The 26,768-nt window shown below is 53.5% G+C and carries 31 protein-coding genes and 1 riboswitch; of the genes, 11 read left to right on the forward strand and 20 right to left on the reverse strand.

Going from position 1 to position 26,768, the window contains the following annotated elements:
• Nucleotides 1–7 precede the first annotated feature (7 nt).
• On the reverse strand, nt 8–598 hold the full coding sequence (locus tag BLT01_RS11235; protein WP_092097785.1) for a peptidylprolyl isomerase: 591 nt from the start codon (nt 596–598) through the stop codon (nt 8–10).
• Nucleotides 599–764: 166 nt separating this feature from the next.
• Between BLT01_RS11235 and BLT01_RS11240 the strand changes: the two genes are divergently transcribed.
• The 8 genes from BLT01_RS11240 (at nt 765) to mnhG (ending at nt 7,995) form a co-directional block, all read left to right on the forward strand.
• A complete protein-coding gene (locus BLT01_RS11240) occupies nt 765–1,997 on the forward strand; it encodes an MFS transporter (protein ID WP_092097786.1) in 1,233 nt (410 codons plus the stop codon).
• A gap of 251 nt (nt 1,998–2,248) precedes the next feature.
• On the forward strand, nt 2,249–4,666 hold the full coding sequence (locus BLT01_RS11245; protein ID WP_092097787.1) for a Na+/H+ antiporter subunit A: 2,418 nt from the start codon (nt 2,249–2,251) through the stop codon (nt 4,664–4,666).
• Entirely contained in the window at nt 4,653–5,075 is a 423-nt protein-coding gene (locus BLT01_RS11250) for a Na(+)/H(+) antiporter subunit B (protein ID WP_092097788.1), read from the forward strand. Before BLT01_RS11245 ends, BLT01_RS11250 begins: the two co-directional genes overlap by 14 nt.
• Entirely contained in the window at nt 5,075–5,416 is a 342-nt protein-coding gene (locus BLT01_RS11255) for a Na(+)/H(+) antiporter subunit C (protein WP_092097789.1), read from the forward strand. Before BLT01_RS11250 ends, BLT01_RS11255 begins: the two co-directional genes overlap by 1 nt.
• Nucleotides 5,409–6,890: a Na+/H+ antiporter subunit D gene (locus tag BLT01_RS11260; RefSeq protein ID WP_092097790.1), complete on the forward strand. Its 1,482-nt coding sequence runs from the start codon at nt 5,409–5,411 to the stop codon at nt 6,888–6,890. The genes BLT01_RS11255 and BLT01_RS11260 overlap by 8 nt, the downstream gene beginning before the upstream one ends.
• 7 nt (nt 6,891–6,897) lie before the next feature.
• The gene (locus BLT01_RS11265) at nt 6,898–7,377 is read left to right on the forward strand and encodes a Na+/H+ antiporter subunit E (RefSeq protein WP_092097791.1); all 480 of its coding nucleotides are present in this window, start codon (nt 6,898–6,900) and stop codon (nt 7,375–7,377) included.
• A complete protein-coding gene (locus BLT01_RS11270; RefSeq protein WP_092097792.1) occupies nt 7,374–7,655 on the forward strand; it encodes a Na(+)/H(+) antiporter subunit F1 in 282 nt (93 codons plus the stop codon). Before BLT01_RS11265 ends, BLT01_RS11270 begins: the two co-directional genes overlap by 4 nt.
• Nucleotides 7,639–7,995, forward strand: coding sequence for a monovalent cation/H(+) antiporter subunit G (gene mnhG, locus BLT01_RS11275; RefSeq protein ID WP_092097862.1), 357 nt, complete (start codon nt 7,639–7,641; stop codon nt 7,993–7,995). The genes BLT01_RS11270 and mnhG overlap by 17 nt, the downstream gene beginning before the upstream one ends.
• 47 nt (nt 7,996–8,042) lie before the next feature.
• On the opposite strand, the gene BLT01_RS11280 is transcribed toward mnhG, so the two are convergent.
• Nucleotides 8,043–8,246 carry a hypothetical protein gene (locus tag BLT01_RS11280; RefSeq protein ID WP_092097793.1) on the reverse strand — a complete coding sequence of 68 codons (204 nt, stop codon included), beginning with the start codon at nt 8,244–8,246 and terminating at the stop codon, nt 8,043–8,045.
• A gap of 55 nt (nt 8,247–8,301) precedes the next feature.
• Complete coding sequence (locus BLT01_RS11285) at nt 8,302–9,810, reverse strand: leucyl aminopeptidase (protein ID WP_092097794.1); 1,509 nt, start codon at nt 9,808–9,810, stop codon at nt 8,302–8,304.
• Between the two features lie 116 nt (nt 9,811–9,926).
• Here BLT01_RS11285 and BLT01_RS11290 point away from each other — a divergent pair, with 116 nt between their 5' ends.
• Nucleotides 9,927–10,403, forward strand: coding sequence for a divergent PAP2 family protein (locus BLT01_RS11290; protein ID WP_092097795.1), 477 nt, complete (start codon nt 9,927–9,929; stop codon nt 10,401–10,403).
• 60 nt (nt 10,404–10,463) lie between these two features.
• Here BLT01_RS11290 and BLT01_RS11295 read toward each other — a convergent pair whose 3' ends face one another.
• The 5 genes from BLT01_RS11295 to BLT01_RS11315 all read right to left on the reverse strand — a co-directional run bounded on the left by BLT01_RS11295 (nt 10,464) and on the right by BLT01_RS11315 (nt 13,924).
• Nucleotides 10,464–10,793, reverse strand: a complete 330-nt coding sequence (locus tag BLT01_RS11295; protein WP_092097796.1) for a YuiB family protein — start codon at nt 10,791–10,793, stop codon at nt 10,464–10,466.
• 82 nt (nt 10,794–10,875) lie between these two features.
• A complete protein-coding gene (locus BLT01_RS11300) occupies nt 10,876–11,391 on the reverse strand; it encodes an NUDIX domain-containing protein (protein WP_092097797.1) in 516 nt (171 codons plus the stop codon).
• A gap of 159 nt (nt 11,392–11,550) precedes the next feature.
• Nucleotides 11,551–12,768 (reverse strand): NAD(P)/FAD-dependent oxidoreductase, encoded by a 1,218-nt coding sequence (locus tag BLT01_RS11305; RefSeq protein ID WP_092097798.1) that lies wholly within the window; start codon nt 12,766–12,768, stop codon nt 11,551–11,553.
• A 471-nt stretch (nt 12,769–13,239) separates the two neighbouring features.
• Complete coding sequence (locus tag BLT01_RS11310; RefSeq protein WP_092097799.1) at nt 13,240–13,602, reverse strand: HesB/IscA family protein; 363 nt, start codon at nt 13,600–13,602, stop codon at nt 13,240–13,242.
• 100 nt (nt 13,603–13,702) lie between these two features.
• Nucleotides 13,703–13,924: a NifU family protein gene (locus BLT01_RS11315; protein ID WP_231877323.1), complete on the reverse strand. Its 222-nt coding sequence runs from the start codon at nt 13,922–13,924 to the stop codon at nt 13,703–13,705.
• Between the two features lie 95 nt (nt 13,925–14,019).
• Between BLT01_RS11315 and BLT01_RS11320 the strand changes: the two genes are divergently transcribed.
• Nucleotides 14,020–14,349 (forward strand): YuzD family protein, encoded by a 330-nt coding sequence (locus BLT01_RS11320; RefSeq protein WP_092097800.1) that lies wholly within the window; start codon nt 14,020–14,022, stop codon nt 14,347–14,349.
• 314 nt (nt 14,350–14,663) lie between these two features.
• Here the strand turns inward: BLT01_RS11320 and BLT01_RS11330 are convergent, their stop codons facing one another.
• On the reverse strand, nt 14,664–15,731 hold the full coding sequence (locus BLT01_RS11330; RefSeq protein ID WP_092097802.1) for an NAD(P)/FAD-dependent oxidoreductase: 1,068 nt from the start codon (nt 15,729–15,731) through the stop codon (nt 14,664–14,666).
• A gap of 145 nt (nt 15,732–15,876) precedes the next feature.
• Here BLT01_RS11330 and BLT01_RS11335 point away from each other — a divergent pair, with 145 nt between their 5' ends.
• Nucleotides 15,877–16,119, forward strand: coding sequence for a YuzB family protein (locus BLT01_RS11335; RefSeq protein ID WP_176765130.1), 243 nt, complete (start codon nt 15,877–15,879; stop codon nt 16,117–16,119).
• Nucleotides 16,120–16,167: 48 nt separating this feature from the next.
• Here the strand turns inward: BLT01_RS11335 and BLT01_RS11340 are convergent, their stop codons facing one another.
• From BLT01_RS11340 to BLT01_RS11390, 11 genes are all read right to left on the reverse strand, one after another.
• Nucleotides 16,168–16,935: a TIGR01457 family HAD-type hydrolase gene (locus BLT01_RS11340; RefSeq protein ID WP_092097803.1), complete on the reverse strand. Its 768-nt coding sequence runs from the start codon at nt 16,933–16,935 to the stop codon at nt 16,168–16,170.
• On the reverse strand, nt 16,932–17,384 hold the full coding sequence (locus BLT01_RS11345; protein ID WP_092097804.1) for a DUF86 domain-containing protein: 453 nt from the start codon (nt 17,382–17,384) through the stop codon (nt 16,932–16,934). Before BLT01_RS11345 ends, BLT01_RS11340 begins: the two co-directional genes overlap by 4 nt.
• 42 nt (nt 17,385–17,426) lie before the next feature.
• Nucleotides 17,427–17,771, reverse strand: a complete 345-nt coding sequence (locus tag BLT01_RS11350) for a YutD family protein (protein ID WP_092097805.1) — start codon at nt 17,769–17,771, stop codon at nt 17,427–17,429.
• 14 nt (nt 17,772–17,785) lie between these two features.
• Nucleotides 17,786–18,715, reverse strand: coding sequence for a lipoyl synthase (gene lipA / locus BLT01_RS11355; RefSeq protein ID WP_092097865.1), 930 nt, complete (start codon nt 18,713–18,715; stop codon nt 17,786–17,788).
• A 141-nt stretch (nt 18,716–18,856) separates the two neighbouring features.
• Nucleotides 18,857–18,961, reverse strand: a complete 105-nt coding sequence (locus BLT01_RS11360; RefSeq protein ID WP_092097806.1) for a methionine/alanine import family NSS transporter small subunit — start codon at nt 18,959–18,961, stop codon at nt 18,857–18,859.
• A 12-nt stretch (nt 18,962–18,973) separates the two neighbouring features.
• Nucleotides 18,974–20,503 (reverse strand): sodium-dependent transporter, encoded by a 1,530-nt coding sequence (locus BLT01_RS11365; protein WP_092097807.1) that lies wholly within the window; start codon nt 20,501–20,503, stop codon nt 18,974–18,976.
• Between the two features lie 191 nt (nt 20,504–20,694).
• On the reverse strand, nt 20,695–22,290 hold the full coding sequence (locus BLT01_RS11370; protein ID WP_092097809.1) for a Na+/H+ antiporter NhaC family protein: 1,596 nt from the start codon (nt 22,288–22,290) through the stop codon (nt 20,695–20,697).
• 132 nt (nt 22,291–22,422) lie between these two features.
• Nucleotides 22,423–22,602: riboswitch (Lysine riboswitch) on the reverse strand.
• Between the two features lie 59 nt (nt 22,603–22,661).
• Nucleotides 22,662–23,438 carry a sporulation protein YunB gene (gene yunB, locus BLT01_RS11375; protein WP_245696924.1) on the reverse strand — a complete coding sequence of 259 codons (777 nt, stop codon included), beginning with the start codon at nt 23,436–23,438 and terminating at the stop codon, nt 22,662–22,664.
• Between the two features lie 42 nt (nt 23,439–23,480).
• On the reverse strand, nt 23,481–24,860 hold the full coding sequence (locus tag BLT01_RS11380; RefSeq protein ID WP_245696925.1) for a bifunctional metallophosphatase/5'-nucleotidase: 1,380 nt from the start codon (nt 24,858–24,860) through the stop codon (nt 23,481–23,483).
• 7 nt (nt 24,861–24,867) lie between these two features.
• Complete coding sequence (locus BLT01_RS11385) at nt 24,868–25,692, reverse strand: sulfite exporter TauE/SafE family protein (protein WP_092097818.1); 825 nt, start codon at nt 25,690–25,692, stop codon at nt 24,868–24,870.
• On the reverse strand, nt 25,692–26,552 hold the full coding sequence (locus BLT01_RS11390; protein ID WP_092097821.1) for a DUF72 domain-containing protein: 861 nt from the start codon (nt 26,550–26,552) through the stop codon (nt 25,692–25,694). Before BLT01_RS11390 ends, BLT01_RS11385 begins: the two co-directional genes overlap by 1 nt.
• Between the last annotated feature and the right edge of the window lie 216 nt (nt 26,553–26,768).

Below are 26,768 nucleotides of genomic sequence, written 5' to 3' on the forward strand. Positions count from 1 at the left end.
TGCTGGGTTACTTTTTCAGAATTTCGATCGATTGGATGACGACATCCTCAACCGGCTTGTCTTGAGCGCCTGTTTCAACGTCCGCAATGGCGTCGACAACATCAAGCCCTTCGACTACCTGGCCGAAAACGGTATGGCGCTGGTCGAGCCAAGGTGTGCCGCCTTTTTCCGCGTAGGCTTCGATGATCTCTTTCGGGAAACCTGCTCCTTCAAGCTGGCCGAGCATCTGGGACGGAACACGGTTTGCCTGTACAATGAAAAATTGGCTGCCGTTTGTGCCAGGCCCCGCGTTGGCCATCGACAGTGCTCCGCGGAGGTTAAACAGCTCCGGCGAAAACTCATCCTCAAAAGTAGAGCCGTAGATGCTTTCACCGCCCATGCCCGTTCCCGTCGGGTCTCCGCCCTGGATCATGAAATCCGGGATGATACGGTGAAAAATGATACCGTCGTAATAGCCGTTCTCGGCATGTGTGAGGAAGTTCTCGACCGTCTTCGGAGCCTGTTCAGGGAACAGCTTCACCTTGATCGGGCCATGGTTTGTATGAATGATTGCAAGTGCTTCATTTTCTGCAGCTTCGTTCACCAGCTGTGGAAACATGGAATCTCTCCTTTTCTCCAAGCACCGGACGGCACAGGAGGTTCAGTATCCCCATAAGTGTAACATACTGGCCCGAGGGAAAACGATGAATAAGTCATGACACTTTTTTCGGGTTACGAAATGCTTTATAATGGGCATACTAAGGTATAAAAAGGGCGTTCGATAGATGTCTATACAAAAACGAAACTTTGCCATCATTCTGGTGACCAACTTCCTGGTCGCAGGCACAATGACAATGATCATGCCGTTCCTTTCCCTCTACATCGAAACGTTCGGCGACCATTCTGACGCCTATGTACAGAAATGGGCGGGACTGATCTTTGGCGCGACCTTCGTATCGGCATTTATCATGTCGCCGATCTGGGGACGGATTGGCGATAAATACGGTTTCAAGCCGATCCTGATGATCAATGCCTTCGGAATTTCTGCGTTCATGTTCATGATGGGGTTCGTCGACGATGTATACACGTTCCTCTTTCTCCGCCTGGCGATGGGCGTCGTGACCGGCTTCATTCCGACTTCCCTCGCCTTCATCAGTTCACAGACTGCGAAGGGCCAAGCCGGCAAGACGCTCGGCACCCTTCAGATGGGGAGCGTATCCGGTACTCTTTTCGGCCCCGCTCTCGGAGGACTGCTGGCGGATTCGTTCGGATTTGAACTCGCTTTCATCATTTCCTCTGCCGCAATCTTCATCTCTGCACTTATCGTGACATTCGGGATCAAAGAACAGAAAAAAGAGAAAAAGGATCGCGGTCATGTCTATTCCAGAAACACCATCGTACGTTCCATCCTCAACCACAGGCTGATGCTCAACGTCATGATTATCACGGCGCTGATCCAGATCGGAAACTTCAGCATCCAGCCGCTGCTTTCCCTCTACGTCGCAGAACTGACCGAGGCCGATCAAGTCGCTTTTCTGGCAGGACTCACATTCAGCGCAGCCGGCGTCGGCAACCTGCTTTTCGCGAGAAAATGGGGGCAGCTTGGGGATAATTACGGTTACGAGCGGGTGCTGACAGTGCTGTTGCTCATGACTTTCGTGTTCATGGTTCCACAGGCACTTGTCACGAGCCTTTCTCAGCTGATTGTCCTGCGCCTTCTGTTCGGAATTGCGGTCGGCGGTCTCATCCCGGTCACCACCGCCCTGATCCGGAGGGAAGCACCTGTGGATATTCAGGGTGAAGTGCTTGGTTATAACACCAGCTTCCGCTTTTTCGGAAACATCGTCGGCCCGATGTTCGGGGGGATTGTAAGCGGGTTTATCGGCATTTCCTCCGTGTTCTATGTGACGGCCGCACTTTTCCTGATTGCTCTCATCTCCTTGTACTTCACGCGCAAGAGACCTCCGGAAGATTTCGAAGATGTCCTGGAGCGTCAGGAAATGCTTCATTCACACTAAAACTTCCTTTAAAAGGGTGCACAGCTCATGCTGTGCACCCTTTTTTGCCCCACCACGTTCAAAAAGTTTTCATCGTGGATTTTTTAAGCCTTTTTTAAATAGGAAGATCTTCAATACGCTCCGATAAAATCATTGGTGGATGCCAGTTTCTTCAATGCAACCGCTTTACGATTGGGTTATAATTAGTCCTGTTACCTATCCACCGGAAACCTGTTTTTGCCGGAAACCCATTTTTGAAAGGAGGATCCTTCTTGATATCCGTGCTGCTGTTATTCGCACCGGTCGCGGCTGCCCTGCTCGTTCCGATGTTGGCCCGCCGGTTGCGCGGAATTCATACCGGATGGTTCGTGCTCGCCGTACCGGTTTTGCTGTTCGTTTATTATCTGGGCTTCCTGCCCAAAGTAAAAGATGGCGGTGTCCATATCGGGGAACTGTCATGGATTCCGTCATACGGTATTTCACTCACTTCCTACATAGATGGCCTCAGCCTTCTCTTCTCCCTCCTCATTACAGGAATCGGGTCCCTGGTCGTCCTCTATTCGATTTTTTATCTCGATAAGACGAAAGAGCGGCTTGGCAATTTCTATGCTTACCTGCTCATGTTCATGACCGCGATGCTCGGTGTCGTGCAGTCAGACAATATGATCGCGCTCTACGGTTTCTGGGAATTGACGTCGATTTCGTCCTTCCTGCTTATCGGTTACTGGTACACGCGGGACCGTTCCCGTTTTGGGGCGCTTAAGTCGATGATGATCACTGTATTCGGCGGGCTCATGATGCTCGGAGGCTTCATTCTTCTCTACATCATGGGGGGAACGTTCTCCATCCGGGAACTGATTTCAATGGCCCCTGAATTGGCTGAACATTCTCTTTTCGTCTGGGCACTAGTGCTCGTCCTTTTGGGGGCGTTCACCAAATCTGCCCAGTTCCCGTTTTACATCTGGTTGCCGGACGCAATGGAAGCGCCTACTCCGGTCAGTGCGTATCTCCACTCCGCAACCATGGTTAAAGCCGGACTTTATCTGGTTGCGCGCTTTACACCGATTTTTGCCGCCTCCGAGATCTGGGTGTGGCTGGTCACCTCGATCGGGGTGCTCACCCTCTTCTGGGGATCCTTCTTTGCCGTTAAGCAAACAGATCTCAAAGGAATTCTGGCCTTCTCGACTGTCAGCCAGCTCGGGCTGATCATGTCCCTTCTTGGAGCGGCTGCTGCTGCTTTCCACGTGGAAGGCGCGGCGGAAACAATGTTCAAGTATGCCGGCTTCGCGGCGATTTTCCATCTCGTGAACCATGCTGCATTCAAAGGCAGCCTGTTCATGGTCGCAGGGATCATCGACCATGAGACCGGGACGCGTGATATCCGAAAACTCGGCGGACTCATGGCTCTGATGCCGGTCACGTTCACGCTCGCTTTGATCGGCTCCCTGTCCATGGCAGGCCTTCCTCCGTTTGGAGGGTTCCTCAGTAAGGAGATGTTCCTGACCGGAATGCTCAGCCTGGGCGAACTCGATTTGTTCTCGCCGGCTGCATGGGGAACAGTACTGCTGGTTGCAGCCTGGATTGCGAGCGTATTCACGTTCATCTACAGTTTCTATTTTGTATTCCGCACGTTCACAGGAAAGCACAAGCCGGATCTTCTTCCGAAGTCCGCCCACGAGGCACCGGCAGGAATGCTTGTCTCCCCTGCAGTGCTCGGCCTGATCGTCATTGCGATCTTCTTTATTCCGAACGTTGTCGGGAACTGGATCGTCAAGCCTGCGGTTGCCGCCGTGCAGCCATTTATGTATGGTTCGCCCGCGGACGTCGATGTCCATGTCGCCGCCTGGCATGGCCACATCACACCGGAACTGATGATGACCATCGGGATTGTCATCGCCGGCCTGATCCTATACGGGCTGCTTCCGAAGTGGCAGGGGGTCTACCGTGCCTTTCCTGAATACCTGACGCTCAATAAGTTGTATGATTCCGCGATGGTCTTCTCGGAAAGCGGCACGAACCGGCTGTCCCGTTCCTATATGAACGGACAAATCCGGAGCTATCTGATCTATATGTTCTCGGGCATCGTCATCATCGTGCTCGGTTCGATGATTGCAAAGGATGCCATCCATGTAACCATGGAGGGGACTGCACCGATTGGAGCGGTGGAAATCGGCCTGATCGTCGTCCTTGTCGCCTCTGTGGTGACCACACTCATCGCGCGTAAACGCCTGACGGCCATTATCGCTCTCGGAGCTGCAGGCTATGTGGTCGCCCTCTTCTTCGTCGTCTTTAAAGCGCCGGACCTAGCGCTGACGCAACTTGTTATCGAAACCGTATCGGTCGCGCTTTACCTGCTGGCGTTCTACCATCTTCCGAAGATGAGCCGCCACGATGAAAAACGGAAATTCCGTGTCGGCAACGCGCTCGTCGCCGCTGCGGTCGGCCTGATGATGGCTCTGCTAGCAATGTCGGCAGCTTCCCAGAAAGCATTGCCGTCCATTTCACAGTTCTACAAAGACACGGTTTATTCCGAAGCGGGCGGCGGCAACATCGTCAACGTCATCCTTGTTGACTACCGTGGTTTTGATACGTTGTTCGAAATTGCGGTCCTGTCCATTGCGGCGATCGGCATTATCGGCCTGATCCGTCTCCGTCTCACAAGAAAGGGGGATTCCAGTGAAAAACAGTGACGTCATTATCCAGACGGCGACGAAAGTCGTGTTTTTCATCATCTTCCTGTTTGCGATCCATATTTTCTTTGCGGGACACTATACGCCAGGAGGCGGATTTGTCGGCGGGTTGCTGACTGCATCGGCACTTGTCCTGCTGCTGCTTGCATTTGACATCCGCACGGTCAGCAAGGCGCTTCCGTTCAACTACACGGTCATCATCGGAATCGGGCTGATTCTCGCCCTCGGAACTGCATCAGCCTCCATTCTGTTCGATGTTCCGTTCTTCACCCATGCGTACGACTACTTTGACTTGCCGCTGTTCGGGAAAACTTCTCTCCACTCGGCGATGCTGTTTGACCTCGGTGTCTACCTGGTCGTCGTCGGCGCAACGATGAATATCATTCTTTCGATTGGAAGTGATGACTAATGGAAATTCTCATGTCGGTCATCATAGGCTTTCTCTTTATGGCCGCCGTCTATTTGATCCTGTCCAAGAGCCTCCTCCGCGTGATTATCGGAACCGGCCTGCTCAGCCACGGTGCACACCTGCTTATTTTGACGATGGGCGGGTTCAGTGGCTCCGCTCCCCCGGTGCTGACCGATGGGGTGACGGACTTCGCGGATCCCCTTCCGCAGGCACTCATCCTTACGGCGATCGTCATCAGTTTCGGTGTGACCGCGCTGTTCCTCGTGATGGCATACCGCTCGTATCAGGAACTCGAGACGGACAATATGACACTATTGAAAGGAAATGACGAACATGACTAACCTTTTGTTATTTCCGGTCCTGATCCCGTTCCTGACAGCGATGATTCTACTGTTCTTCCCAAAGAAGATCACAGCACAGCGCACCGTCACCGTTGCGGGCATGACCCTTGCCGTGATCGCATCGGCAGTACTTGTCTCGGTCGTGCTGCGGGACGGTATCCAGGCGGTTACCCTGGGGAGCTGGCCGGCGCCATTCGGTATAACGATGGTTTCGGACCCGCTGTCAGCGGTACTGGTCCTCACTTCGAACCTGATCACCTTGGCAATCGTCTTTTACAGCTTCAGGTCGATCGGTGAAAGCCGGGAAAAGCACCTTTACTACTCTGCAATGATGTTCATGCTGGCCGGTGTGAACGGCGCTTTCACAACAGGCGATATCTTCAACATGTTCGTCTTCTTTGAAGTGCTCCTGATGGCTTCCTATGTCCTGATTGTGCTCGGCGGCGAAAAACGCCAGCTCCGTGAATCAATCAAATACATACTCGTGAACATCGTCTCCTCTGCATTATTCGTCACGACTGTCGCGATGCTGTACTCGGTCACAGGGACACTCAACATGGCCGATATTTCTGCAAAGGTTTCGGAAATCGGACAGAGCGGGATCCTGACGGTCATTGCCGTGATGCTGATTCTTGTCTTTGGGCTGAAAGGAGCCATTTTCCCGCTTTACTTCTGGCTGCCAAGCTCCTATGCGGCTCCGCCTGTTCCGGTGCTTGCCCTGTTCGGCGCACTTCTTACCAAAGTCGGCGTCTACGCAATCATGAGAACAGTGACTCTGCTGTTCCCTCATGACCCGGGCTTTACCCATGAACTGCTGATGATTCTTGCTGTCCTGACGGTCGTTGCCGGGTGCATCGGCGCGCTCGCCTACTACGACCTGAAACAGATCGTGATTTACAACATCGTCATCGCCGTCGGGGTCATCCTGTTCGGTGTGGCACAGACAAATATGGCCGGATTGGAAGGCGCCGTGTTTTATCTGATCCATGACATGCTCATCAAGGCCGGCCTCTTTATGCTGATCGGTGTCATTATCGCCATTACCGGCACTTCGAATCTGCGGGAGATGGGCGGCCTTATGAAAACCTATCCGGGACTCGCCTGGACATGGCTCATCGCGGCGTTCGGCCTGGCTGGCATCCCGCCGCTCAGCGGCTTCTTCGGCAAGCTCCTGATTGTACAGGGCGCTTTTGAAGCGGATAACCTCTGGGGCGGAATCATTATTCTCGCTTCCAGTCTGATCGTTCTCTTGTCTGTCATCCGGATCTTCATCCACGCTTTCTGGGGAGAACCGAAGCCGGTCAAAGGAACTTCCGCAGGCGTTTACCGCGGCCTGCTTATCCCGGCTGTTATCGTGACCGCTCTCACTGTCATGTATGGGGTCGGCACGGAATGGCTCCGTCCGCTCATGTGGAATGCCGCGGAAATCCTCCACCAGCCATCGATGTATATCGATGCGGTGCTAAAGGAGTAGATGGATCATGGCCTTTCAAATCTTATTGAACTTCATCCTGGCTTTTACCTGGATGTTCATCCTTAACTCATTCAGCGCATCCACGTTCATCATCGGATGGCTGCTCGGTCTCCTGCTGATCCTGATGATGCGCCGCTTTTTCCCTGGACCGATCTACGTCAAACGGATCTGGGCGATTCTCAAGCTCGTGCTCTTGTTCTTCAAGGAACTGTGGATGGCCAATATCCAGGTGTTCATGCTGGTCATCAAACCCAAACTTGACATCCAGCCGGCCATTTTCAGATATCCGACGAAGCTGAAAAGCGACTGGGAAATCACCTTGCTGTCGGCGCTCATCACCCTGACCCCCGGCACAATCGTGATGAATGTCTCCGAAGACAAGAAGATGCTTTACATTCATACGCTTCATATCGACGACGTGGATGAAGCCGTCAAGTCCATCCGGGATTCGTTTGAAAAAGCCATTATGGAGGTGAGCCAGCCTTGACGATTCTGTTTTGGGTCTCCCTTGTCCTGATTGTTGTCTCCATGGCTATGTTCGTTTATCGCCTGATCAAAGGCCCTACTGCGCCGGACCGCGTGATTGCACTGGATGCCATGGGTGTCACACTCATTTCCATGATTGCCCTGCTGTCCATCCTGGTCGGTACGAACTTCTATCTGGAGATCATCCTGCTGCTCGCCATTCTGTCCTTTATCGGGACGGTCGCCTTCTCCAAATTTATAGAGAAAGGAGAGGTGTTCGACCGTGGAAATTCTGATTGACATTCTTGTCGCGGTGCCGTTGGTTGTCGGCGTTGTCTTTACACTCGTTACAGCGATCGGCCTTTACCGGTTCCCGGATCCCTACACACGTGCGCACGCTGCTTCAAAAAGCTCGACAGTTGGAGTGCTGGGGGTCCTGGTGTCCGTCTTTCTTCACTTCTGGCTGATCGAGGGACACTTCAACCCACGAATTCTCCTCGGGATCCTCTTTCTCTTCATCACCGCTCCGGTCGGTGGCCATATGATGGCGCGGGCTGCTTACTTTGCCGGCGTAAAACCAACTGAGCTGACAGTGAAAGATGAACTTGGAGAAGATATACGGAATTATGAAGGAAAGTAAAAAAGCTTCTGCGGATTTGATACCGCAGAAGCTTTTTTAGTTGGCCATCACCAGTAATACGGCCGGTACGGGTATCCGTACGGACTGTAATATGGATAAGAGTAAGGGTAAGAATATGGATAATACGGATAGCGGCGCCCTCCGTAAAACAGGACGTCACCGAGCAGACTGCCGGCAAACCCGCCAAGGAACGGACCGAAGAACAAATTGTCTCCCCCTCTCCGGTAGGGATAGCGTCGGTAGCGAGGCATTTGCCTTCCCCCTTTCCCCGCTATCCTATGCCGGAAGCCCGGCCGGGCCTGGGCGTTATTTCCGCTCTTCTTCCGCCATCAGGTCGACAAGCGTGGCAAGTGTCCTAACCATTACACCCGTGCCGCCTTTCGGGCCGAGATCATGCGCGGACGACGCTCCGGACGTTCCCGCGATATCCAAGTGGATCCACGGGGTCTCTTCTGCGAACTCGCCGACAAATCCGCCCCCGAAAATCATATGGCCATCACTTCCCGGTGAGTTGTTGAGATCCGCCACGTCACTTTTGCGGATCCGTTTTTTGTCGCTTTCCGTCAGCGGCAGCCTCCAAACAAACTCCCCTGTCTCGGATGCCGCTTCCAGGAACGTCTCAAAGAATCCTTCATTATTAGTGAGCGCGCCGGTTTTGTCATAGCCGAGAGCGGTGATGACGCCTCCTGTGAGCGTTGCAACGTCCACCAGGTAATCCGCCCCGGACTGTTTGGCATAAGTGACCGCATCGGCCAGGACAAGGCGACCCTCGGCATCCGTGTTCAGCACTTCAATCGTCTTGCCGCTGAGTGAGGTGATCACGTCATCCGGCTTGAATGCACCGCCGGAAATCATATTGTCCGTCGAGGCAATAACAGCGACCACGTTCTTTTTCGGACGAAGTTCACCGATGATGCGCATGGCACCGAGCACGGCAGCCGCTCCGCCCATATCACCCTTCATGCCGACGATGCCGGTCTTGGTTTTGATGGAGTAGCCGCCGGTGTCGAACGTAATCCCCTTGCCGACGAGGCCGACCACGTCTTCCCACTTGTCCGTCCCTGCGTATTTCATGACAATCAGGCGCGGTTCTTCGACAGAGCCCTGGTTCACTGCCAGGATGGCGCCCATGCCGAGCTCTTCCATCTCGGTGCGGCCAAGCACCTCGATGCTGAAGCCATACTGCTCTGCAAGGCGCACAGCGTATTCAGCCATCGCAGTTGCCGTAAGGATGTTGCCCGGCGTGTTTACAAGGTCCCTAGCCTCATTGACGGCGTCCGCATAAACCCGTCCGACACCGAAGGCGGGCTTGATCACACCTTCTCCCGCATCACTTAAAAGCGTAACTTCGCGAAGTTCCACCTGCTTCTCATTGGAGCCGGTTTTGTAATCTTCAAAGACATAAGTGCCAAGCCCAAGGCCCTCGGCCGCCGCAAAAGCGATGTCCGCCTCTTCAAAGTCCCCCGAGGTAAACGATGCCGTCCAGATGGCCGCGGTTTCCGCTTTCATCTTGCGGAGCTTTTTGCCGGCACCGACAAACACTTTTCTCAGATCATCCGCATCCAGCGTTTTATCATTGCCTATCCCCGCGAAAAGAACGCGGCTGAACCCTGCATCCGGCATGGCCGGCACCAGGCTATATTCATGACGCCCGGATGCAACATCGCCGGAGCGGATCCATCCTGTCAAAGCCCCTCCGAACAAAGCATCCAACTGATTCCAGCCTTCCACATGTTCGGGATGTTTCGGCACGCCCACAATCAGGACATCTGCCGTGATTCCCTCTAGGCTGTTTTTCTGTACGTTGATTTCCATTGTCATCCCTCCATCCAGCTTTCATTTCCATTATACCGGAAGGTCGGAGGACGGGTCAGCCCGGCCCCTGCATATGTTATAATTCTTACTATCTTCTGCCCGAAAGGTTGTGCCCCATGTCCCTATTCCACAACGCACCCCTCTGGGTGGCGATATTCAGCATCTTCTTCGCCCAGTTTGTCAAGATACCGATTCACTACCTGGCCTCGCGGGAGGTGGATTGGAAGCTTTTCACTTCCACGGGCGGCATGCCAAGTTCCCATTCCGCTGCCGTCTCTTCGTTGGCAACGGCCATCGGGTTCGAGCACGGTTTCGATTCCTCCATTTTTGCGGTCGCTGCCGTGTTCGCCATCATCGTCATGTTCGATGCATCGGGCGTCCGCTTCCAGGCCGGCCAGCAGGCAGTCGTCATCAATCAGATGCGTACAGATTTCAGGAATTTCATCCAGACAACCCGGGAATGGCCGCAGAAGGATGAACAGCAAAAAATCGAGGAACTGAAAACCCTGCTCGGACACAAGCCGAGTGAAGTGTACGCCGGCGCATTGACCGGTATTTTCCTATCCGTGATTCTATATGCATTCGTTCTCTGATGCCCGATCAATCAAAAAGCGTCCCGCCTTCAGGCGGGACGCTTTTTGATTTGTCTGTTGTCAGAACATCCTGTAACCCATTCTCCGAAGAATGATCATGGCGATGCCAGCGATGATGGCACCGACAAAACCTCCGATCAGAATGACGATATCAGCGGCATGAAGGGAGACGAGCTTGTCTCCAAGGCTGCTGAAAGCCGTACCCGGACTGGTGATGTAATCCATTACCCGCACTTCATCCACAATCAGGATGACGACGATCGGGTAGACGATTGCCATGAGCCATGTCATGCGGAGCAGCATATTCAGAAGAAAGCCGATCCCAAAGAACATGACCATGAACAGCAGGAACGACAGCATGACTTCTACAATGGATAATGATCCGTCCAATTCGCTAACCTCCGATTTCCCTCCATCAGTTTACCGGAACGGACATCCTCTTTCAACAAGCCTGACCCCGTTCACCAATCTGTCAGAAATCGGGATTGGCTGAACCTTTACGGAAAAAGAACTTGTAGCTGGTATATCCAAAGATGTCGCCCGGCCAAGCCCCGGGAACTTCAGGCAAACCGCCGTCAACGGCTTCTTCTGCAATCTCGTGGATCAGAAGCGATGAATCGGGGGAGGCCGCCAACTTGCCGGGCGTCATCCATCGGGCTTCGATGATTTCCCGTTCCTGGGGAATGACCGGTTGAGTGTCCGAAACAGGCCGGAGCAGAAACAGCGCCATGTTGTCGCTCACTTCCCCTTTCAGCACACCGGTCCGGAAACCGGCCATCCCGATGAGCCGGGTGCGGATACCGGTCTCTTCCTCTACCTCGCGGATAGCCGCTTCATCCGCACGTTCCCCCGGCTCGACAAAACCGGCCGGGAACGACCATTTCCCCTTCAGGCCGCCATATGACTTCTTGACGACCAGCCATTCTCCGTTGCCGTTCATGACGATGCCCGCCGCACCGAGCCAGACTTTCCCCCGTTCTTTCCCCATATCTTTTTCCTCCTGTCATCCCGGCCGCTTTCAGGATAGGCCGATTGAAAAAATCTCCCCGAACAGATCCGTGAACATTCCGGATCCGTATCGGGGAGTTTCTTTTACATAACCAAACGGGCAGCCTGTCCAAGGATAGAACCGCCGCCCCGGCTCTTATCAAAGAACGTTGAATTTACCTTTTTTGAGGACGAGCGATGGTCCGCCGATCAGATAGAGCGCACGGTTGTCGATCATCTTCTTGAGGAAGCTTGCTTTTTTGCCTGTAACCAGTTTGCCGTCGAATACGTTGCCGATTGCATCATCTTCGCCGAGCGAGCACACGGTTCCTTTCAGATCAGGAACGAATTTCTTCGTTTTGCCGCCCTTGGCAAGACTGATGATGTTTTCCGCAATCTGTACGCCCTGTTGCATGGCGATCTGAGCTGTCGGCGGGTAAGGGCGTCCGGCATCCTCATTCATCATGAAGGCGCAGTCCCCTACGATGAAGACATCGTCATAACCCGGCGCACGCATGTCCTCTCGCACGGCCACACGGGCACGTTTGCTTTCGATTGACGTCTCTTCGATCAGGCGGTTGCCGCGGACACCTGCAGCCCAGACAACCGTGCCGGCTTTGATGAATTCAAACTTATCTTCACCGGTCTTGATTTTGACGCCTTCAGGAGTTGCTTCCACGACAGGCGTGCCGATGGAGAATTCGATTCCTTTTGACTTCAGGTAAGAAGTGGCATAATCCACAAGTTGCGGATCAAAGCCAGGCAGGACCATCGGCGCGGCTTCCACGCAGATGACGCGGACTTTTTCCCGTGGCACATCGAACTCTTCGCAAAGCTCAGGTACGCGGTTGCCCAGTTCGCCCAGGAACTCGATGCCCGTGAAGCCTGCTCCGCCGACGACGATTGTCAGGCGGGAATCGTCTTTTTCATCTTCCAGCGACCATGTCGCAAATTGGTATTCGATGTGCTCGCGGATCTGGCGTGCCGCATTGACGTCCGCGATGCTGAGCGCGTACTTGTCGAGGCCTTCGATTCCAAAGGTCTCGCCTTCAAAGCCGAGTGCGATGACGAGATAGTCATACGACAGTTCTCCTGCATCGGTTCCCACTTTCTTATTGTCGACATCGATCGATTCGACCGTCGCCTTGATGAATTTCACCTTGTTTTCATTCAGGACGCGCTTGATATCGTAGCGCACATCTTCAGGCGAAAGCGTTCCGGCAGCCGCTTCGTGGAGCCAGGTCGATTCGTAATGGTAATCATTTTTGTTCACGAGGACGATGTCCATGTCATCTGTGCCGATTTTCTTTTGGAGATTGACGACTGTTGACAGTCCGCCGTATCCGCCTCCGAGCACCAGAACTGTAGGTCTCTTCACTTCAATTCCAACCACCTTTATGAAATATGTCTATACATGCAGGACGGCCACAACGCCGTGATTGTCACGGCATCGCGCCGTAATCGACAAAATCCTTCAAGTCTTAGTTTAGTCCTTTATATAGGGTAATTCAAGTGACAGATTAGGAAATAAAAAAGACGGTAATCCGGTCTCAGACTGTGTATAAAGTGAGTGGATTATACTTTTGTCTGCAGTTTTTCTATTCCTGAAATCTTCCGGATTTCCGTTGCCGTCCCTGTTGCCCAACACCGACGCTTTTGAGCGGCGCTAACAGCCTCCTCGGGCTGCGCTTGCAGCGTCATCGGCTAATGCTAAGTGTGGCATGCGATGGACAGCCCTTCTCGGAAGGGATAAAATATTCATATCCACGAAAATGACAAAACGGACCCCGAAAGATTTCTTCGGGGTCCGCTTTATCTACAGTCTGAGACCGGAAATCCGGGCTCTTAGTCAGCATTTATCTGGCGTGCCAACTTTCTTTGCGGTCCTGAACGATGTACCGCAACCGCAGGAAGCGATGGCATTCGGGTTGTTGATGGTGAATCCGCCACCCATGAGGGACTGCTTGTAGTCGATTGTCGTGCCATTCAGGATGCCCGCATCTTCTTTGGAGACGACAATCTGAATTCCATGCAGTTCCAGGAATTCATCATCTTCGTTGCGCTCTCTCGTGAAGTTGAGGCCGTAGGTCAGTCCGCTGCATCCGCCGCCGTTGACCCCGACACGAAGGTAAGAACCTTCCTCTTCATTGTTGACCATCATTTCCTTTACCTGATAGGCCGCAGCTTCCGTCAGTTCCACCACTTGTGTCATCTTCCCTCACTCCTTTTCTTCCATCTTACCGGTTGTTCCCCGCAGGTTCAAATGCCGGGACCCATTATTGAAAAGGATCCGCCGTGGCGGATCCGGGAGATCAAAAGACTTGTTCGACTTCGACGACGCCCGGCACTTCTTCGACGAGCGCGCGCTCGATACCGGCTTTGAGCGTGATTGTCGAACTTGGGCAGGTTCCGCACGCGCCAAGCAGGCGGAGTTTCACGATGCCGTCCTCAACGTCAACGAGTTCACAGTCGCCGCCGTCGCGGAGAAGGAACGGACGCAGTTTATCCAGGACTTCTTGTACGCTATCCATCATCGCTGTTTCTGTCACTTCAATTCGACTCCTTTCACTGATTTCATTATAATGTGTTCAAGACAGAAAATCCATAAAGGAAATCGGGGGGAAATTCATTGAATCAAAAAGGGATCAATATCGAAGTATACGGTGCCGATGTTATCTGTGCAAGTTGCGTGAACGCCCCTTCTTCAAGGGATACATACGAATGGCTGGAAGCGGCCATTTCAAGAAAGTATCCGGGTCAGCCGTTCCGGATTGATTACATCGATATCGAACAGCCGATCGAGGATCCGGAACGCGCCGACATTGCTGCCCGCGTCAGGGATGATGAGTTCTTCTATCCTCTCGTCATGATTGGCGGCGAAGTGGTCGGCGAAGGTTATATTCAGCTGAAGCCGGTTTTCAGGGAACTTGAAAAGCATGGACTTACAGCGGAAGCTTGAGAGCCCCCAAGATTAATAGTTAATCGACTGCAGACAACATGAGAGGAGTACTCCTTAGTCTGCAGTTTTTGCATCTATCGTTCACTGCTAAATCCCCCGGATTTCCACTTCGGTCCCTTTCTTACCGAAATTGCATTTTGGATGCAGAAAAGGCTTTATAAAAGAGGATGCCGCAACGAAACTGAAAATCAGTTTCGGCGACATCCTCCAAAGTGGCAATTCCGGACGGAATGTTGCCGAAATGTGACTTTCGGTGTTATCCTCCCCGTTCATAACCCCCTAATCCCTTGATACATCAAGGGTTTCCCTGCCCATTAACCATTATGCCACTTGTACATCCATAGGATGCCCGATTTCAGCAGCCGTGCAATACGGCCGGTGACAGTACGGTCGGCGAGGAAGGCGAAGCCTTTTTTCTTGCCGAGGGAACCGACGATGCCCTGCAGCTTGATTTCCGGCATCTTCTCCGGCAGCGTTTCGCCGTTCCAGCGCATCTTCAGCACTTTGACGATCTGCTCGCCCTGCTCCTCGGCCAGGTAGGCGCTCGGCGCGTGCGGGAGTGCGGCACAGTCGCCGACGACATAGACGTTTTCATAGTCTGGGATGTTATGGTGCGGCGTGAGGATGACACGGCCTCCTCCTGCTTTCTCAACATCCAGATTACGCACGATTTCGACCGGACGGATGCCTGCAGTCCAGACGACTGCATCTGCCGGAATCGAATTTTCGTGGTTATAAAGCAGATGGGGTTCTACCTTTGTGATGTTGGAGTTGCTGATGACTTCCACATTATTTTCATCAAACCAGCGCTGTACGTAATTGCTGAGGCGCTCCGGGAAGTCACGGAGAATCCGGGGACTGCGGTCGAACAGCTTGATGTTCAGGTCCGGACGGCTTTCGCGGAGTTCGCTTGCGATCTCGATGCCGCTCAGTCCTGCACCGACAATGGCGACTGTCGCGCCGCCTGGCAGCCCGAGGACTTCTCGGTATGTATCACGGGATTTGCCGATCGTCTGGATACTGTGCGTATTTTCTGCTGCTCCCGGCACGTCATGATAGTTATCGTCACATCCAAGCCCGATGACGAGATCGTCATATTGGATGCTGTCGCCGTTGTCGAGATAGATGCATTTTTCATCCATGTTGACGTCCACGACTTCTGCTGTGACCGTGCGCAGGCGCTCGTGTTCAGGGAAGTCGACACGGACTTCCGCATCCGGCACCGTTCCTGCCGCCAACGCGTAAAACTCTGTCTTCAAACTGTGAAACGGCGTCCGGTCGATCAGGATGATTTCCCGGTCCTCGGGAAGTTGATTGGGCAGGAGGCGGAGCAGGATTCTCATGTTTCCGTAACCGCCACCTAACAGGACTAGTTTCTTCATGGTAATCTCCTTTATGAAAGTTACATTTTTATTCTCAGTTCTTGCGTTCCATCGCCATTATATCTGAATGTGAGAGGTTTCACAATAAGCCGTTTAATTGACGGGAGGATGAAAAAGGAGTACGATTTCCCGGTAGGAGAGGTGAATGTTAGTGAATCCGATTGTAGAATTCTGCATGAGCAACATGGCCTGCGGTTCACAGAAAACATTCGAGGAACTCGAACAGGACCCGAATCTTGATGTCCTCGAATACGGCTGCCTCAGCTTCTGCTCGCAATGTGCCGAATCGCTTTATGCGGTCGTCAACGGCGAGATCGTCGAAGGCGAGACACCGGATGAACTGAAGGAGAACATCTACCGTTTTATCGAAGAGAACCCGCTGTTTTAAGGCAATCCCATATAGATAAAAGCGCAATGCCGGCCGGCATTGCGCTTTTTAGATATCTTCCCAATTGTCCATCGTACTCAGACTATAGGTCGGCTGCTCCCTATAATTGATAAGATCAGCCGCCCTTGTGACGCCTGTGTCCACATGCACGGTACCAATACCGAAGCGGATACCGGCCATGATGTCGGTTTCGTAGTTGTCCCCGACCATGACCATCTCTTCCTTTGCAAGCCCGTGTCTTTCGGCTAGAGCCTCCAGCATCGGGACTGCCGGCTTGCCGATATAAAACGGACTGACGCCTGTCGCAAGTTCGATAAGACCTGCGAAAGCACCGTTCCCGGGCACCAGACCCCTTTCGGTCGGGTAGGCCTTATCGCTATTTGTGGCGACAAACATTGCCCCTCCGGAAACCGCAAGTGAAGCATCGGCTAGTTTTCCGTAAGTGATCGCACGGTCGATGCCGACCACCACGGCATCGGGAGCTTGCCGTACAATCCGGTGGCCTGCCGTTTCCAATGCCATCCGGAGACCTTCTTCCCCGATCATGTAGACCGGAAGCGTACCGTGATTGCTGACCAGATGGTCTGCTGTCGCAACCGATGAGGTCATGACTTCTTCAGGCGCAGCCGTGATGCCCATCCGAGCCAGTTTTTCGGCCTGATGCTCAGGTGTAAGTGCAGAGTTATTGGTCACAAAAAACACACCGCACCCTTTCTTCCTAAGCTTCCGGATAAAGCGGGCCGTTGCCGGGATCGGTTCTTCTCCGCGGTAGACGGTTCCATCCAGGTCAAAGCACCATGCCTGGTACTCCCTCATTCATTGTCCTCAGGAAGAAAGGCGGAAACCGGACCCAGTTCCTCCGCCAGATAGCGGCGCGTGCTGTCGGGGAAGCGCCGGAGAGCCGGCATCGTTGCGGTGAGCACACGCTCCGTAACGGCTGGGTCCACATCCATGAATTCACGGACAATCATTTTTCTCAGGCCGATCAGCTCTTTTAGCGGTGCCTCCATCTCCGTTTCAATGACTTTTTCATCGAGCAGGATGTCGATGATGTCTTCATAGCTTCCCGGATCCCGCATGATGAAGCCGTCAATGAGCGTATTGCCGATATCGATCACTGATTCAATGAGATTGTGCGCGATACGTTCCAGTGCAAGGCCCCCCGCCGGGCTGCCTGACCAATCGGAGCGGCTGTCGTATACTTTAAAAAGATGTTCCATATGCGAAGCGGTCTTCTCCACTTTGTTTCGGTCGATGAAATACATGCTGATTCCTCCAGTTCATTCAAGACGAAAACCCGCAACGGCTTATTTGCCGTTTTGCGGGTCTTCCTGTTCGATCTCTGATGCGGCATCCTGTTTTTTGGAGTTGCCTTTCGCCTGAGGAGCTTTCTTCAGGACAAAATAGGCGCATCCGAAGTTACAGTGCTCGTACAGATAATCCTCAAGGGTACTGATTTTCGTCGCGATGGTCGCTTTCGGGTTGCGATCATCAAAGAAGCCGCGGAGACGGAGCTGTCCATAGCCCCAGTCACCGACAATGAAGTCGTATTTGGCAAGGATATCACTATAGCGTGACTCCAGAGCTTCTTGCTGCAAAGCGTCCCGGTAATCCTCGATCACTACGTACTCGGTGTTTTCGATCTTGATCATGTTTGTGCCTTCTTTCAGGATTGGACGGCTGGTTCGCTTTCGCCACGGCGCTGCCGTTCGCGTGCAGCTGCGTTGACCTGCTCGTCCGCGTGGTAGCTGCTGCGTACAAGTGGACCGGCTTCGCAATGGGAAAAGCCTTTGGTCATAGCAATTTCGCGAAGCTCGCCGAACTCCTGCGGCGTGTAATATTTCTGAACAGCGATATGCTTTTTCGTAGGCTGCAGGTACTGGCCGATCGTCATGATATCCACGTTGTTCGAACGGAGATCGTCCATGGTCTCGATAATTTCTTCCCATGTCTCTCCAAGGCCGACCATCAGGGAGGATTTCGTCGGGATTTCCGGTTGCATCTCCTTGGCCCTGCGCAGGAACTCAAGGGAACGGTCGTACGTTGCCCGTGCCCGGACACGCTTTGTCATGCGGCGAACCGTCTCGATGTTATGGTTAAGAATGTCCGGCTTGGCGTCCATCAGTGTCTTCAGGCTGTTATAGTCACCCGCGAGGTCTGAAGGGAGCACTTCTACCGTTGTAAACGGATTCTTTCGGCGGATGGCGCGAATCGTTTCCGCCATGACACCCGCTCCTCCGTCGCGCTGGTCATCACGCGCCACCATCGTGATCACGGCATGCTTGAGATTCATCAATGCGACGGAATCGGCTACGCGTTCCGGCTCGGCCAAGTCGAGTTCATTCGGCAAGCCGGTCTTGACTGCACAGAATCTGCAGGCCCTCGTACAGACCGCGCCAAGAATCATGAAGGTGGCCGTCCTTCTCTCGCCCCAGCACTCGTGGATGTTCGGACAGCGCGCCTCTTCACAGACGGTATGCAGCCCTTTTTCGCGCATCATCTTTTTAAGGTCGACATAGTTGTCATTGGTGTTCAGCTTGATTTTCAGCCAATCCGGCTTTCGGATATGCTCGTTTCCCGGCTTGCATGATGTCATCGCCATCGGCTCCATTCTCTCTGTATTGAACATGCTCACTGTTTTCAATGTAACACAATGGCTAAGCCGGGACAACAGCCAGTGGAAGGTGCCTGAAGGGGCAGGCATGAAAAAGCGCCCCATTTAAGGGACGCTTCCGTTTTATCGTTTTTTGGCTTTTGCGACTGCGTTCGCAATGCTTGCCGCGAGGCCGCCCCAGATGATCAGAATGCCGAGAATCATCATGAAGATTGCCGATCCGCTCATGGAACTTCCCCCTTATGATTGATCTCTGTCATATGGCTCAAGTGCATGTCTGTTCCATTTAATGAAGGTGAACAGGATGCCCAAGACAAGTGCTGCGATGGCGACCGACCACCCCGCCCCCAGGATGAAAGCATCCGAATATCCTTCATAGTTGCCGGTTTCAAAGTCAAAACGTTTGCCGAGGTTCGTTCGGAACAGATCGAACATCATGTACCCAAGCACCAAAGGTGTAATGACCGTGAGGGAGAACTTCCACCATCCCCCGATCTGGATATCGGACATCGGATTGGCATGGTCCTTGAATACGTCAAGCTTGCGGAAGATCCACGCGACCGCGATGACCTCAATCAGTCCGATGAAGGCGACGCCGAATTGGTTGATGAAATAGTCGGCCACATCCAGGAAGTAAAGTCCTCCGCGTGTAGAAAACAGCAGCGAGATCAGCGAGGCAAGGCCGGCTCCAAAGAGGACCGCCTTATTCCGCGAAATCCCCAGTTTCTCGGAAAGACCTGCGACATACGTCTCACAGATGGAGATGAGCGATGTGAGCCCGGCCAGTACGAGCGACAGGAAGAACAGGACACCGAACAGGGCATTCATGCCCGGGAACTCGTTGATAATCTGCGGGAACACCGCAAAGGCGAGTCCGACTCCCGCCGTGGCGACTTCGTCGACGGGCACGTTGCTCTGGACAGCCATGAACCCGAGTGCGGCAAAGACGCCGATTCCGGCAAGCAGCTCAAAGCCGGAGTTTGCAAAGCCTGTAATGAAGGCGTTGTTCGTAATATCGGATTTCTTCGGCAGGTAGCTTGAATACGTGATCATGATCGCGAATGCGATGGATAAACTGAAGAAAATATGGCCGTAGGCCGCTACCCAGACAGTGCCATTCGCCAGCTGACTGAGGTCCGGCTTAAAGAATGCCTCGAGCCCGGTCAGGGCGCCCGGCAGCGTAACCGCCCGGATGACGATCAGCAGGAAGACGATGACGAGAGCCGGAATGAAGATCCGGTTTGCCATTTCAATCCCTTTTTTTACGCCTGCAAACAGGATGCCGAAGACGATGATCCAAACAAGAATGTGCGGGATCAGGACACCCGGCACAAACCCGCCGACTTGTCCCGGTGTATCCGCCAGGTTAAGCACCTCACCGAACAGGAAGCCGGTGGTATCGTCCCCCCACTGTAGGTTGAACGAATAAATCGTGTATTTCATTGCCCATGCGATGATGACCGAATAATAGGTGGAGATGACAAAAGCGACAAATACACCCCACCAGCCGAGCCATTCAGCCTTTTTCCCTTCCATGCGGAAGAAAGAAAGCGGGGCCGACCCGCGATACTTCTGCCCGATTGTAAATTCCATGATCAGAATCGGGATTCCGGCTGTTAGAAGCGCAAATAAGTAAGGAATGAAAAATGCCCCGCCGCCATTTTCATAGGCGACATAAGGAAAACGCCAGATATTCCCGAGGCCGACCGCAGATCCGACCGCAGCCAGGATAAAGCCGGCCCTCGTCCCCCATTGTGAACGCTGTCCCATATTGATCCCCCTTGATGTTTCTCCCCGCCCATCCCCCATAACACCAAATAAACGGGAAGATTTATTTTTTTCTGAATTATCTAATCCTATTGTAAGTATAACGACCCTGAAATATGAAGTCAAAGTCTTTTTTCTTTTTCGACAAGTTTCATTGGCATAACAAAAGACAGGGGGCTACCCTGTCTTTTGACTTAGTTCCCGGTATGTTCATGCATGGCCGGAGTGGCCGCGCGGCCTTTCAGCATCCAGAAAGCAATGACGGCCGCCAGCAGAAGCGTTACGGTCACAAGGCCCAGCGCAAGTGAATCGGTCAGGCCCAAGACTACATAACCCACTGTCGCAATGGAGGCACTTACCAAAGCATACGGAAGCTGGGTGGCCACGTGGTCGATATGGTTGGAGCCCGCTCCGGTCGACGACATGATTGTCGAATCGGAGATCGGCGAGCAGTGGTCTCCGAAAACGGCGCCTCCCAGTACCGCGGCAAGCGATGCAATCAGCATCTCAGGCGCGGCATTGAGCATGACTTCTCCCGCAATCGGGAGAAGGATGCCGAACGATCCCCAGGATGTCCCTGTTGAAAAGGCGATGATTCCGGCCAGAACAAACATGAGCGCAGGAAGGAGTTCTGCAGGAATGTTTGCACGTTCGACGACACCGGAAAGGAAAGCCCCTGTTTCAAGTTCTCCGATCAGATACGTAAGTGCCCATGCGAGAATCAGGATGGACACCGCCGGCATCATGGCCCTGATGCCGCTGACGATGGCCGGTGCGATATACTCGGATTTCCGGAAGTTCCCTTTCCCCGGCTGGGTCAGGAAGAGGATCAGTGCCACGGCAACACCGGAGAGGCCTCCAGAAACAAGTGACAGCGGCACATCGGTCATCTCGAAGATGGTCCAAATATCCGCGCGGCCATATTCAGCCATGCTGCCCCGATAGCCCGTCAGCATCATTCCGCCGAAGGTGACAGCAACGAGTGTAATAATCGGAAGGATGAGGTCAATGACTCGTCCATTGTCGTGGACAGGAAACTCTTCCTTGAGCTCCCCCGGAACTTCCTTGTTCGGGTCGAACAGTTCTCCTTTTTCGATCGCCCGGCGCTCATGCTTGCGCATCTCGCCGAAATCGAAGTTGGTTAGTGCAGCGAAGAAGACAAACACCAGTGTGGCAAATACATAAAAGTTCATCGGGATCATGAGCAGGAATGCCTCAAGCGCAGAATACGAAACAACGGATGCACCTGCAAGAATCGTTCCGATCACACCGATCAGATAGGCACCCCAACTTGAAATTGGAGCGATTGCACAGACCGGTGCAGATGTCGAGTCGATGAAATAAGCAAGCTTTGCCCTGGAGATTCTATGGCTGTCGGTGACAGGACGCGCAATCTGACCGACGGCCAGCGCATTAAAGTAATCATCCACGAAAATGAGCATTCCCAGGAAAACCGGGAGCAGCCTGGCTCCCCTGCGTGTCCGGATCCGTTTTGTCGCCCAATCGGCAAATGCCCGGCTTCCGCCGGAAAGGCTGACGAATGCGGTCAGCACGCCGAGCAGGATGACAAACAGCGTAATAAAGATGTTATACGTGTTCAGCCCGCCGTCCCAGAAAGTGATCGTCAATGCTGTCCAAAATGCCTTGAGGGACTCCAGCGGGCTGAACGAAGCCACGATCAATGCGCCTGCGATGATCCCTGTGCCGAGTGAAAGAAGCACACGTTTCGTGATCAGCACCATGACGATGGCGATCAGTGGGGGCAGGATTGAGAAAATAGTACCTGACATGATTTCATTCCTCCAATTTCTGAAGGGGTAAGAGCCTTGCGCAAAAGCAAAACGGCCGGCACCCTGCGCTGTTTGCGCAAAGGGAAGCCGGCCGTCACTACGTTCGTCAGTTGAAATGAGTCATCACAACGTACGATCTGTAGCTCTCCATACGGATCTTTCCGCATGACAGTGCCATCCCTGTTCGGAATGGCCCCAGCGGACCTTCGCTGACTGCTCCGGTCCACTTCGGCAATGCTTCCTTTTACGCACGGTCATCGTTGTCAAACTCACGTGTGCTACTCATAAGCGATTGCGGCCTCTACCCAATCGAATCTATTTATATCTTGTCACCGATCATATCAGATTGAGATGAAGTTTGCAATGGCAACTTATTCATCCGGAAGCGGGATCGGCACCTCGATTGACGGTGGATCGACATTCTCTCCTTTGTTGAAGATATGCGGCACCTGCCCCTGTACGAGACCGATGGCAATCGGAATCCTCTGCTCGACTCTCGACTGCTTGGATGCAAATGGAACTATAATTCGGACATTCACCTGGATGATCGCATCGACCTGCACAAGCGCGTTATTAATACCGAACTCGCGGATTTCCGTATTCGGATTGGCATGGACGTCACCGATGACATGGAACCGTATCGGTATCTTCGGACCCAGGTTTCCGATTATCGGCATTCCAAGCGCCTGCCCGAGCGGGACGAAGAACACAATACCGTCTCTGTCCTTCATCGTCTCCACGTCGTATTCGATGTTCTCGAGCTTCGGCAACGTGTTCAACTCACCCGCTTCTGCCATTTCCAGATGATCCGATACAAGCCCGTGGGTTTCCGCAATGAACCGGTTGATGATTTCCGTATTCAATTTTGCCGTCACCATTTCCGACTGTTCGGATGGAACGTATTCAATAATATCATTGATGTCGAGTACATTGGCTGTCCGGGCATCAATCGCCTTCGCAATGACCTCGGAAGCAATTTTCTGGGTCTGCACTTCCGCGTAATCGGCAAGCGCCGGTCCTAGCCGGGCATTGAGAGCATAGAAAAAAGCCGCCATCAGGATAAGTCCGAACGGGAGGAGAAGCGGCAAGAGCCTTCTCTTTCCCGCTCCGGGTCGCAGCCTCCTCCTGCGCGCGTATGGAAACTTCAATAAATAATCCCCCTGCCCCATCTTACGGGGAGAGGGAAGGATTTATGAGGGCGGGGCGCCGAACTTCAGGATGGCGTACCCTGCAAGGACATCCCGGATAAATTCCGGCATGAAGTATTCTTTCCTGGCCTGCTTGAAAGCCGGGAAGAAAAATCCGTATGTGAACAGATCCAGGGTGGCGAGCCTGTACACCCGGTCCGGCTCTGCAGCGGTGCCTGCCACAAGCAGCTTCCCGTTTTCACCGCGACTGATTCCGTGATGAATCATCGCCCCCATCTTTTCGCCGCGGAACCCGAGGCCTTTCAGCCGGATTCCCGGCCATTCAGGGTTCTGGCTCAACTCATAGGCCTCTTCGAGCTCTTTTCCCGTCAGCGTGATCACACACGGGTTGATCGGATGAGGCAGGAGGCGGTGCAGATCCAATCCGGAAACATTGCCTTCCCGCAGTCCTCCGAGGAAGATTCCCGAATTGAACATGGCACAGTCCGCGCCTGTGTGGGATAGGAGAGCCTCGGCGAACAGGCCGGAAAGCGGTGTAGGGCCTTCCCACCCTCCCCTCAGTTCCACTGGATTCAGGAACACGGTTTCGGACAACAGCTCCGCCGCCTTTTGTCTTAACAGCCTATCAAAGCTTTTGTCGTCTTCGGGGATGGGAAGTGTCTCCGTGTCGTGGACCCGCGCCGTTGCCCCGACAACCTTGGATTTGGCGTGGTCGAAGGTCAGTGAGATTTCACCGACATAATGTCCCCATTTGCCTGCTGCAGCAACAAGTGTGTCGCCGACTTCCCTGCCGGCCGGATACAAGTGATGCGTATGTCCACCGATGATGACATCAATCAGGCCGTCCGTCTGTTCCGCAAGCCGGTCGTCTTCAGACGAGCCCATATGCGACAGACAGATCAGAATATCGGACTGCCGGGTGACACGCGGTGCTGCCGCCTCAAGCGCGGAGCGCGGACCGGCCACCTTCCATCCCAGACGCTCATAGGACGTGCTGAAATCGGCTGTGGCGGCAATCAGGCCGATCCGGATGCCGGATTTGGTCGTCAGATAGACTTCCGGTACCGTCCAGCCGGGCTGTTTTCCTTCTTGTGTGAACAAATTGGCCAGCACGACCGGAAAATCCGCTTCCTCGTAAAGAGCGGACAATTCTCCCGGAGACAGAGTGATGCCTTCATTGTTGCCGATCGTGACGGCATCGTAGCCGACTTCATTCAGCATCAGGACGTTCCCTTTCCCTCTTGTAGCGTCTGTGTAAGGATGGGAACGGTCCATATGATCACCGATATCAAACAGGTAGCACGTCTCACCCCTTTCCCGGTGGACCGCCTTTCTCTGCAGGAGGAAGTCCCGGATTCTCGGCCAATGTTCAAAATGGCTGTGGAGATCGTTCGTGTGGTAAATATGAATGGTTTCCTTCAACGTGCAATCAGCCCCATATTCCTTCATAGATGGACCGGATTCCCGTGATCAGGAGAATGATCCGGAGTGCAGTCACCAGTGTTTCAGAGTTCAGGCGTTTGTTCAGGGCCGCTCCGATTTTCGCACCTGCATATGCGGCCGGCACGACCGGCAGCGTATAGAGCCATGGGACATTGCCGAGTGTGATATGACTTGCCGCATTGACGATCGCCGACAGGAAGACCATGAACATTGAAGTTCCCACCGCTACATGAGGCGGGAACAGGAACAGCAAAATCATCGCGGGGACAATGATCGAGCCGCCCCCGATGCCAAAGAGACCCGATGCGAAGCCGATACCAAACGTAAGCATGACCGCAAACCAGATGGGATACCCGTATTCATGGACAGCGCCTTCCTGATCCTTGAATGTGCGTGTCCTTCCATGCTCCACAAACCACCTGACCGGTTTCAGGTATTTCCTGACGAGTAAAAGCACGGAGAGGAAAATGAGCAGGAGGCCGAAATACAGATTAAACGACGGCAAGTCCAGTCCTTTATTCACATAGGCCCCGAGGATTGTCCCCGGGATGCTGCCCGCGAAGAAAATCAGCCCGCTCCGGTAATCGACAGTGCGCGTCTTCATATAAGAAAGAGTCGAAGATAGCCCGATGAAAATCATCATGATGACGGATAGTCCGACAATTTTCTGCGGAGTCAGCCCCGGAACCCAACCGAGTGTGATGCCGAAATAAAGAGCAGCCGGAACGAGGATGACGCCGCCTCCCAGGCCGACAAGTGCCCCGATGATACCGGCAAACAGGCCCGTCACGGCCAGGATGACGAACTCCATCAAAGCTCCTCCCCGCCGAACAGATCCAGCTGTTGCACGACCGGCCGTTCCGCTTCAATTCCCGAGATCCCCATAAACCGCTTGGCATTTTCCGCGGCATGTCCGCCCGAGTTGTTGTTGAAGACGACAAAGACGTCCTCGGAGGCGATGCCGGAAATCTCTTCAGCCAACCCTGCCAGTTCCGTGTCGTTGTAGTCATACAAATAGCGGACTTCCCGCCACTTCTTGTCATCGCGTCCATTTGCCGTCCACCCTGCCGTGTTGCGGCCGTGCAGCCGGACCAGCGTCTTGTCTTCGCGGGTGGCTTCCGGAACGAATGGGATGCTGCCCTCTCCCGCCTGCGGTTCATCACATACCGAATGGATGAAATCCTGCTCGCGGAGAAAGTCGAGGGTGCCATCACGGTATTTTTCCGAATACCAGGACTGATGACGGAACTCGACGGCCACATCGAGCCCTTCAAGGTACTTTCTCATCTTCCTCAGGGCACTGACATTCTCTTTTGTGCAGTCGAACCATGGCGGGTACTGGGCGAGGATCATCGGCAGCTTGCCGGCCTCGAGCATCGGCCCGACCGACATCCGGAACAGCCGGAACATCTCTTCTTCCGATTCATAGGGAAGCCGCCCGCGGTGATGGCCCGTCATGCCCTGGTACGCCTTGACGATAAAACCGAAGTCATCCGGCGTCTCCCCGATCCACTTCCGGATATTCCGTTCCGGCTGTATGGCGTAAAAGGTCGAGTCCAGCTCAACGACCCGGAAATGACCGGTGTAGTCCTTCAGCTTTTCCGTTTTCTTGGAGGTGGGGCTGTAAACATCCGGGTGGTCGCCCCATCCGGTCAAGCCAACCCTGATCATAGGCCTCTCTCCCTTCATCCTATTTTCATATGCCCCATCTTATCACAATACCCGTATTGAAGAGCCGGAAAGCCCGTATTAAATAGGAAAAGCCTATACGAAAAAACGACCACTTTTCCGCTCGCCTCTCCCTTACCGCATGCAGCTGGTGATCAAACAAACGGTAAAGATGCGACGGAACTGGTACAAAAAGCCGATTGACAAACAGCTCTAAAA

This window comes from Bhargavaea beijingensis, assembly GCF_900101985.1.
Lineage (GTDB): Bacteria > Bacillota > Bacilli > Bacillales_A > Planococcaceae > Bhargavaea > Bhargavaea beijingensis.

Coding starts and splice junctions, on each gene's coding strand:
- BLT01_RS11235 (WP_092097785.1), bottom strand. CDS start 598: ATGTTTCCACAGCTGGTGAACGAAGCTGCAGAAAATGAAGCACTTGCA.
- BLT01_RS11240 (WP_092097786.1), top strand. CDS start 765: ATGTCTATACAAAAACGAAACTTTGCCATCATTCTGGTGACCAACTTC.
- BLT01_RS11255 (WP_092097789.1), top strand. CDS start 5,075: ATGGAAATTCTCATGTCGGTCATCATAGGCTTTCTCTTTATGGCCGCC.
- BLT01_RS11260 (WP_092097790.1), top strand. CDS start 5,409: ATGACTAACCTTTTGTTATTTCCGGTCCTGATCCCGTTCCTGACAGCG.
- BLT01_RS11265 (WP_092097791.1), top strand. CDS start 6,898: ATGGCCTTTCAAATCTTATTGAACTTCATCCTGGCTTTTACCTGGATG.
- BLT01_RS11280 (WP_092097793.1), bottom strand. CDS start 8,246: ATGCCTCGCTACCGACGCTATCCCTACCGGAGAGGGGGAGACAATTTG.
- BLT01_RS11285 (WP_092097794.1), bottom strand. CDS start 9,810: ATGGAAATCAACGTACAGAAAAACAGCCTAGAGGGAATCACGGCAGAT.
- BLT01_RS11290 (WP_092097795.1), top strand. CDS start 9,927: ATGTCCCTATTCCACAACGCACCCCTCTGGGTGGCGATATTCAGCATC.
- BLT01_RS11300 (WP_092097797.1), bottom strand. CDS start 11,391: ATGGGGAAAGAACGGGGGAAAGTCTGGCTCGGTGCGGCGGGCATCGTC.
- BLT01_RS11310 (WP_092097799.1), bottom strand. CDS start 13,602: ATGACACAAGTGGTGGAACTGACGGAAGCTGCGGCCTATCAGGTAAAG.
- BLT01_RS11315 (WP_231877323.1), bottom strand. CDS start 13,924: ATGATGGATAGCGTACAAGAAGTCCTGGATAAACTGCGTCCGTTCCTT.
- BLT01_RS11330 (WP_092097802.1), bottom strand. CDS start 15,731: ATGAAGAAACTAGTCCTGTTAGGTGGCGGTTACGGAAACATGAGAATC.
- BLT01_RS11335 (WP_176765130.1), top strand. CDS start 15,877: ATGTTAGTGAATCCGATTGTAGAATTCTGCATGAGCAACATGGCCTGC.
- BLT01_RS11340 (WP_092097803.1), bottom strand. CDS start 16,935: ATGAGGGAGTACCAGGCATGGTGCTTTGACCTGGATGGAACCGTCTAC.
- BLT01_RS11345 (WP_092097804.1), bottom strand. CDS start 17,384: ATGTATTTCATCGACCGAAACAAAGTGGAGAAGACCGCTTCGCATATG.
- BLT01_RS11350 (WP_092097805.1), bottom strand. CDS start 17,771: ATGATCAAGATCGAAAACACCGAGTACGTAGTGATCGAGGATTACCGG.
- lipA (WP_092097865.1), bottom strand. CDS start 18,715: ATGACATCATGCAAGCCGGGAAACGAGCATATCCGAAAGCCGGATTGG.
- BLT01_RS11360 (WP_092097806.1), bottom strand. CDS start 18,961: ATGAGCGGATCGGCAATCTTCATGATGATTCTCGGCATTCTGATCATC.
- BLT01_RS11365 (WP_092097807.1), bottom strand. CDS start 20,503: ATGGGACAGCGTTCACAATGGGGGACGAGGGCCGGCTTTATCCTGGCT.
- BLT01_RS11370 (WP_092097809.1), bottom strand. CDS start 22,290: ATGTCAGGTACTATTTTCTCAATCCTGCCCCCACTGATCGCCATCGTC.
- BLT01_RS11385 (WP_092097818.1), bottom strand. CDS start 25,692: ATGGAGTTCGTCATCCTGGCCGTGACGGGCCTGTTTGCCGGTATCATC.
- BLT01_RS11390 (WP_092097821.1), bottom strand. CDS start 26,552: ATGATCAGGGTTGGCTTGACCGGATGGGGCGACCACCCGGATGTTTAC.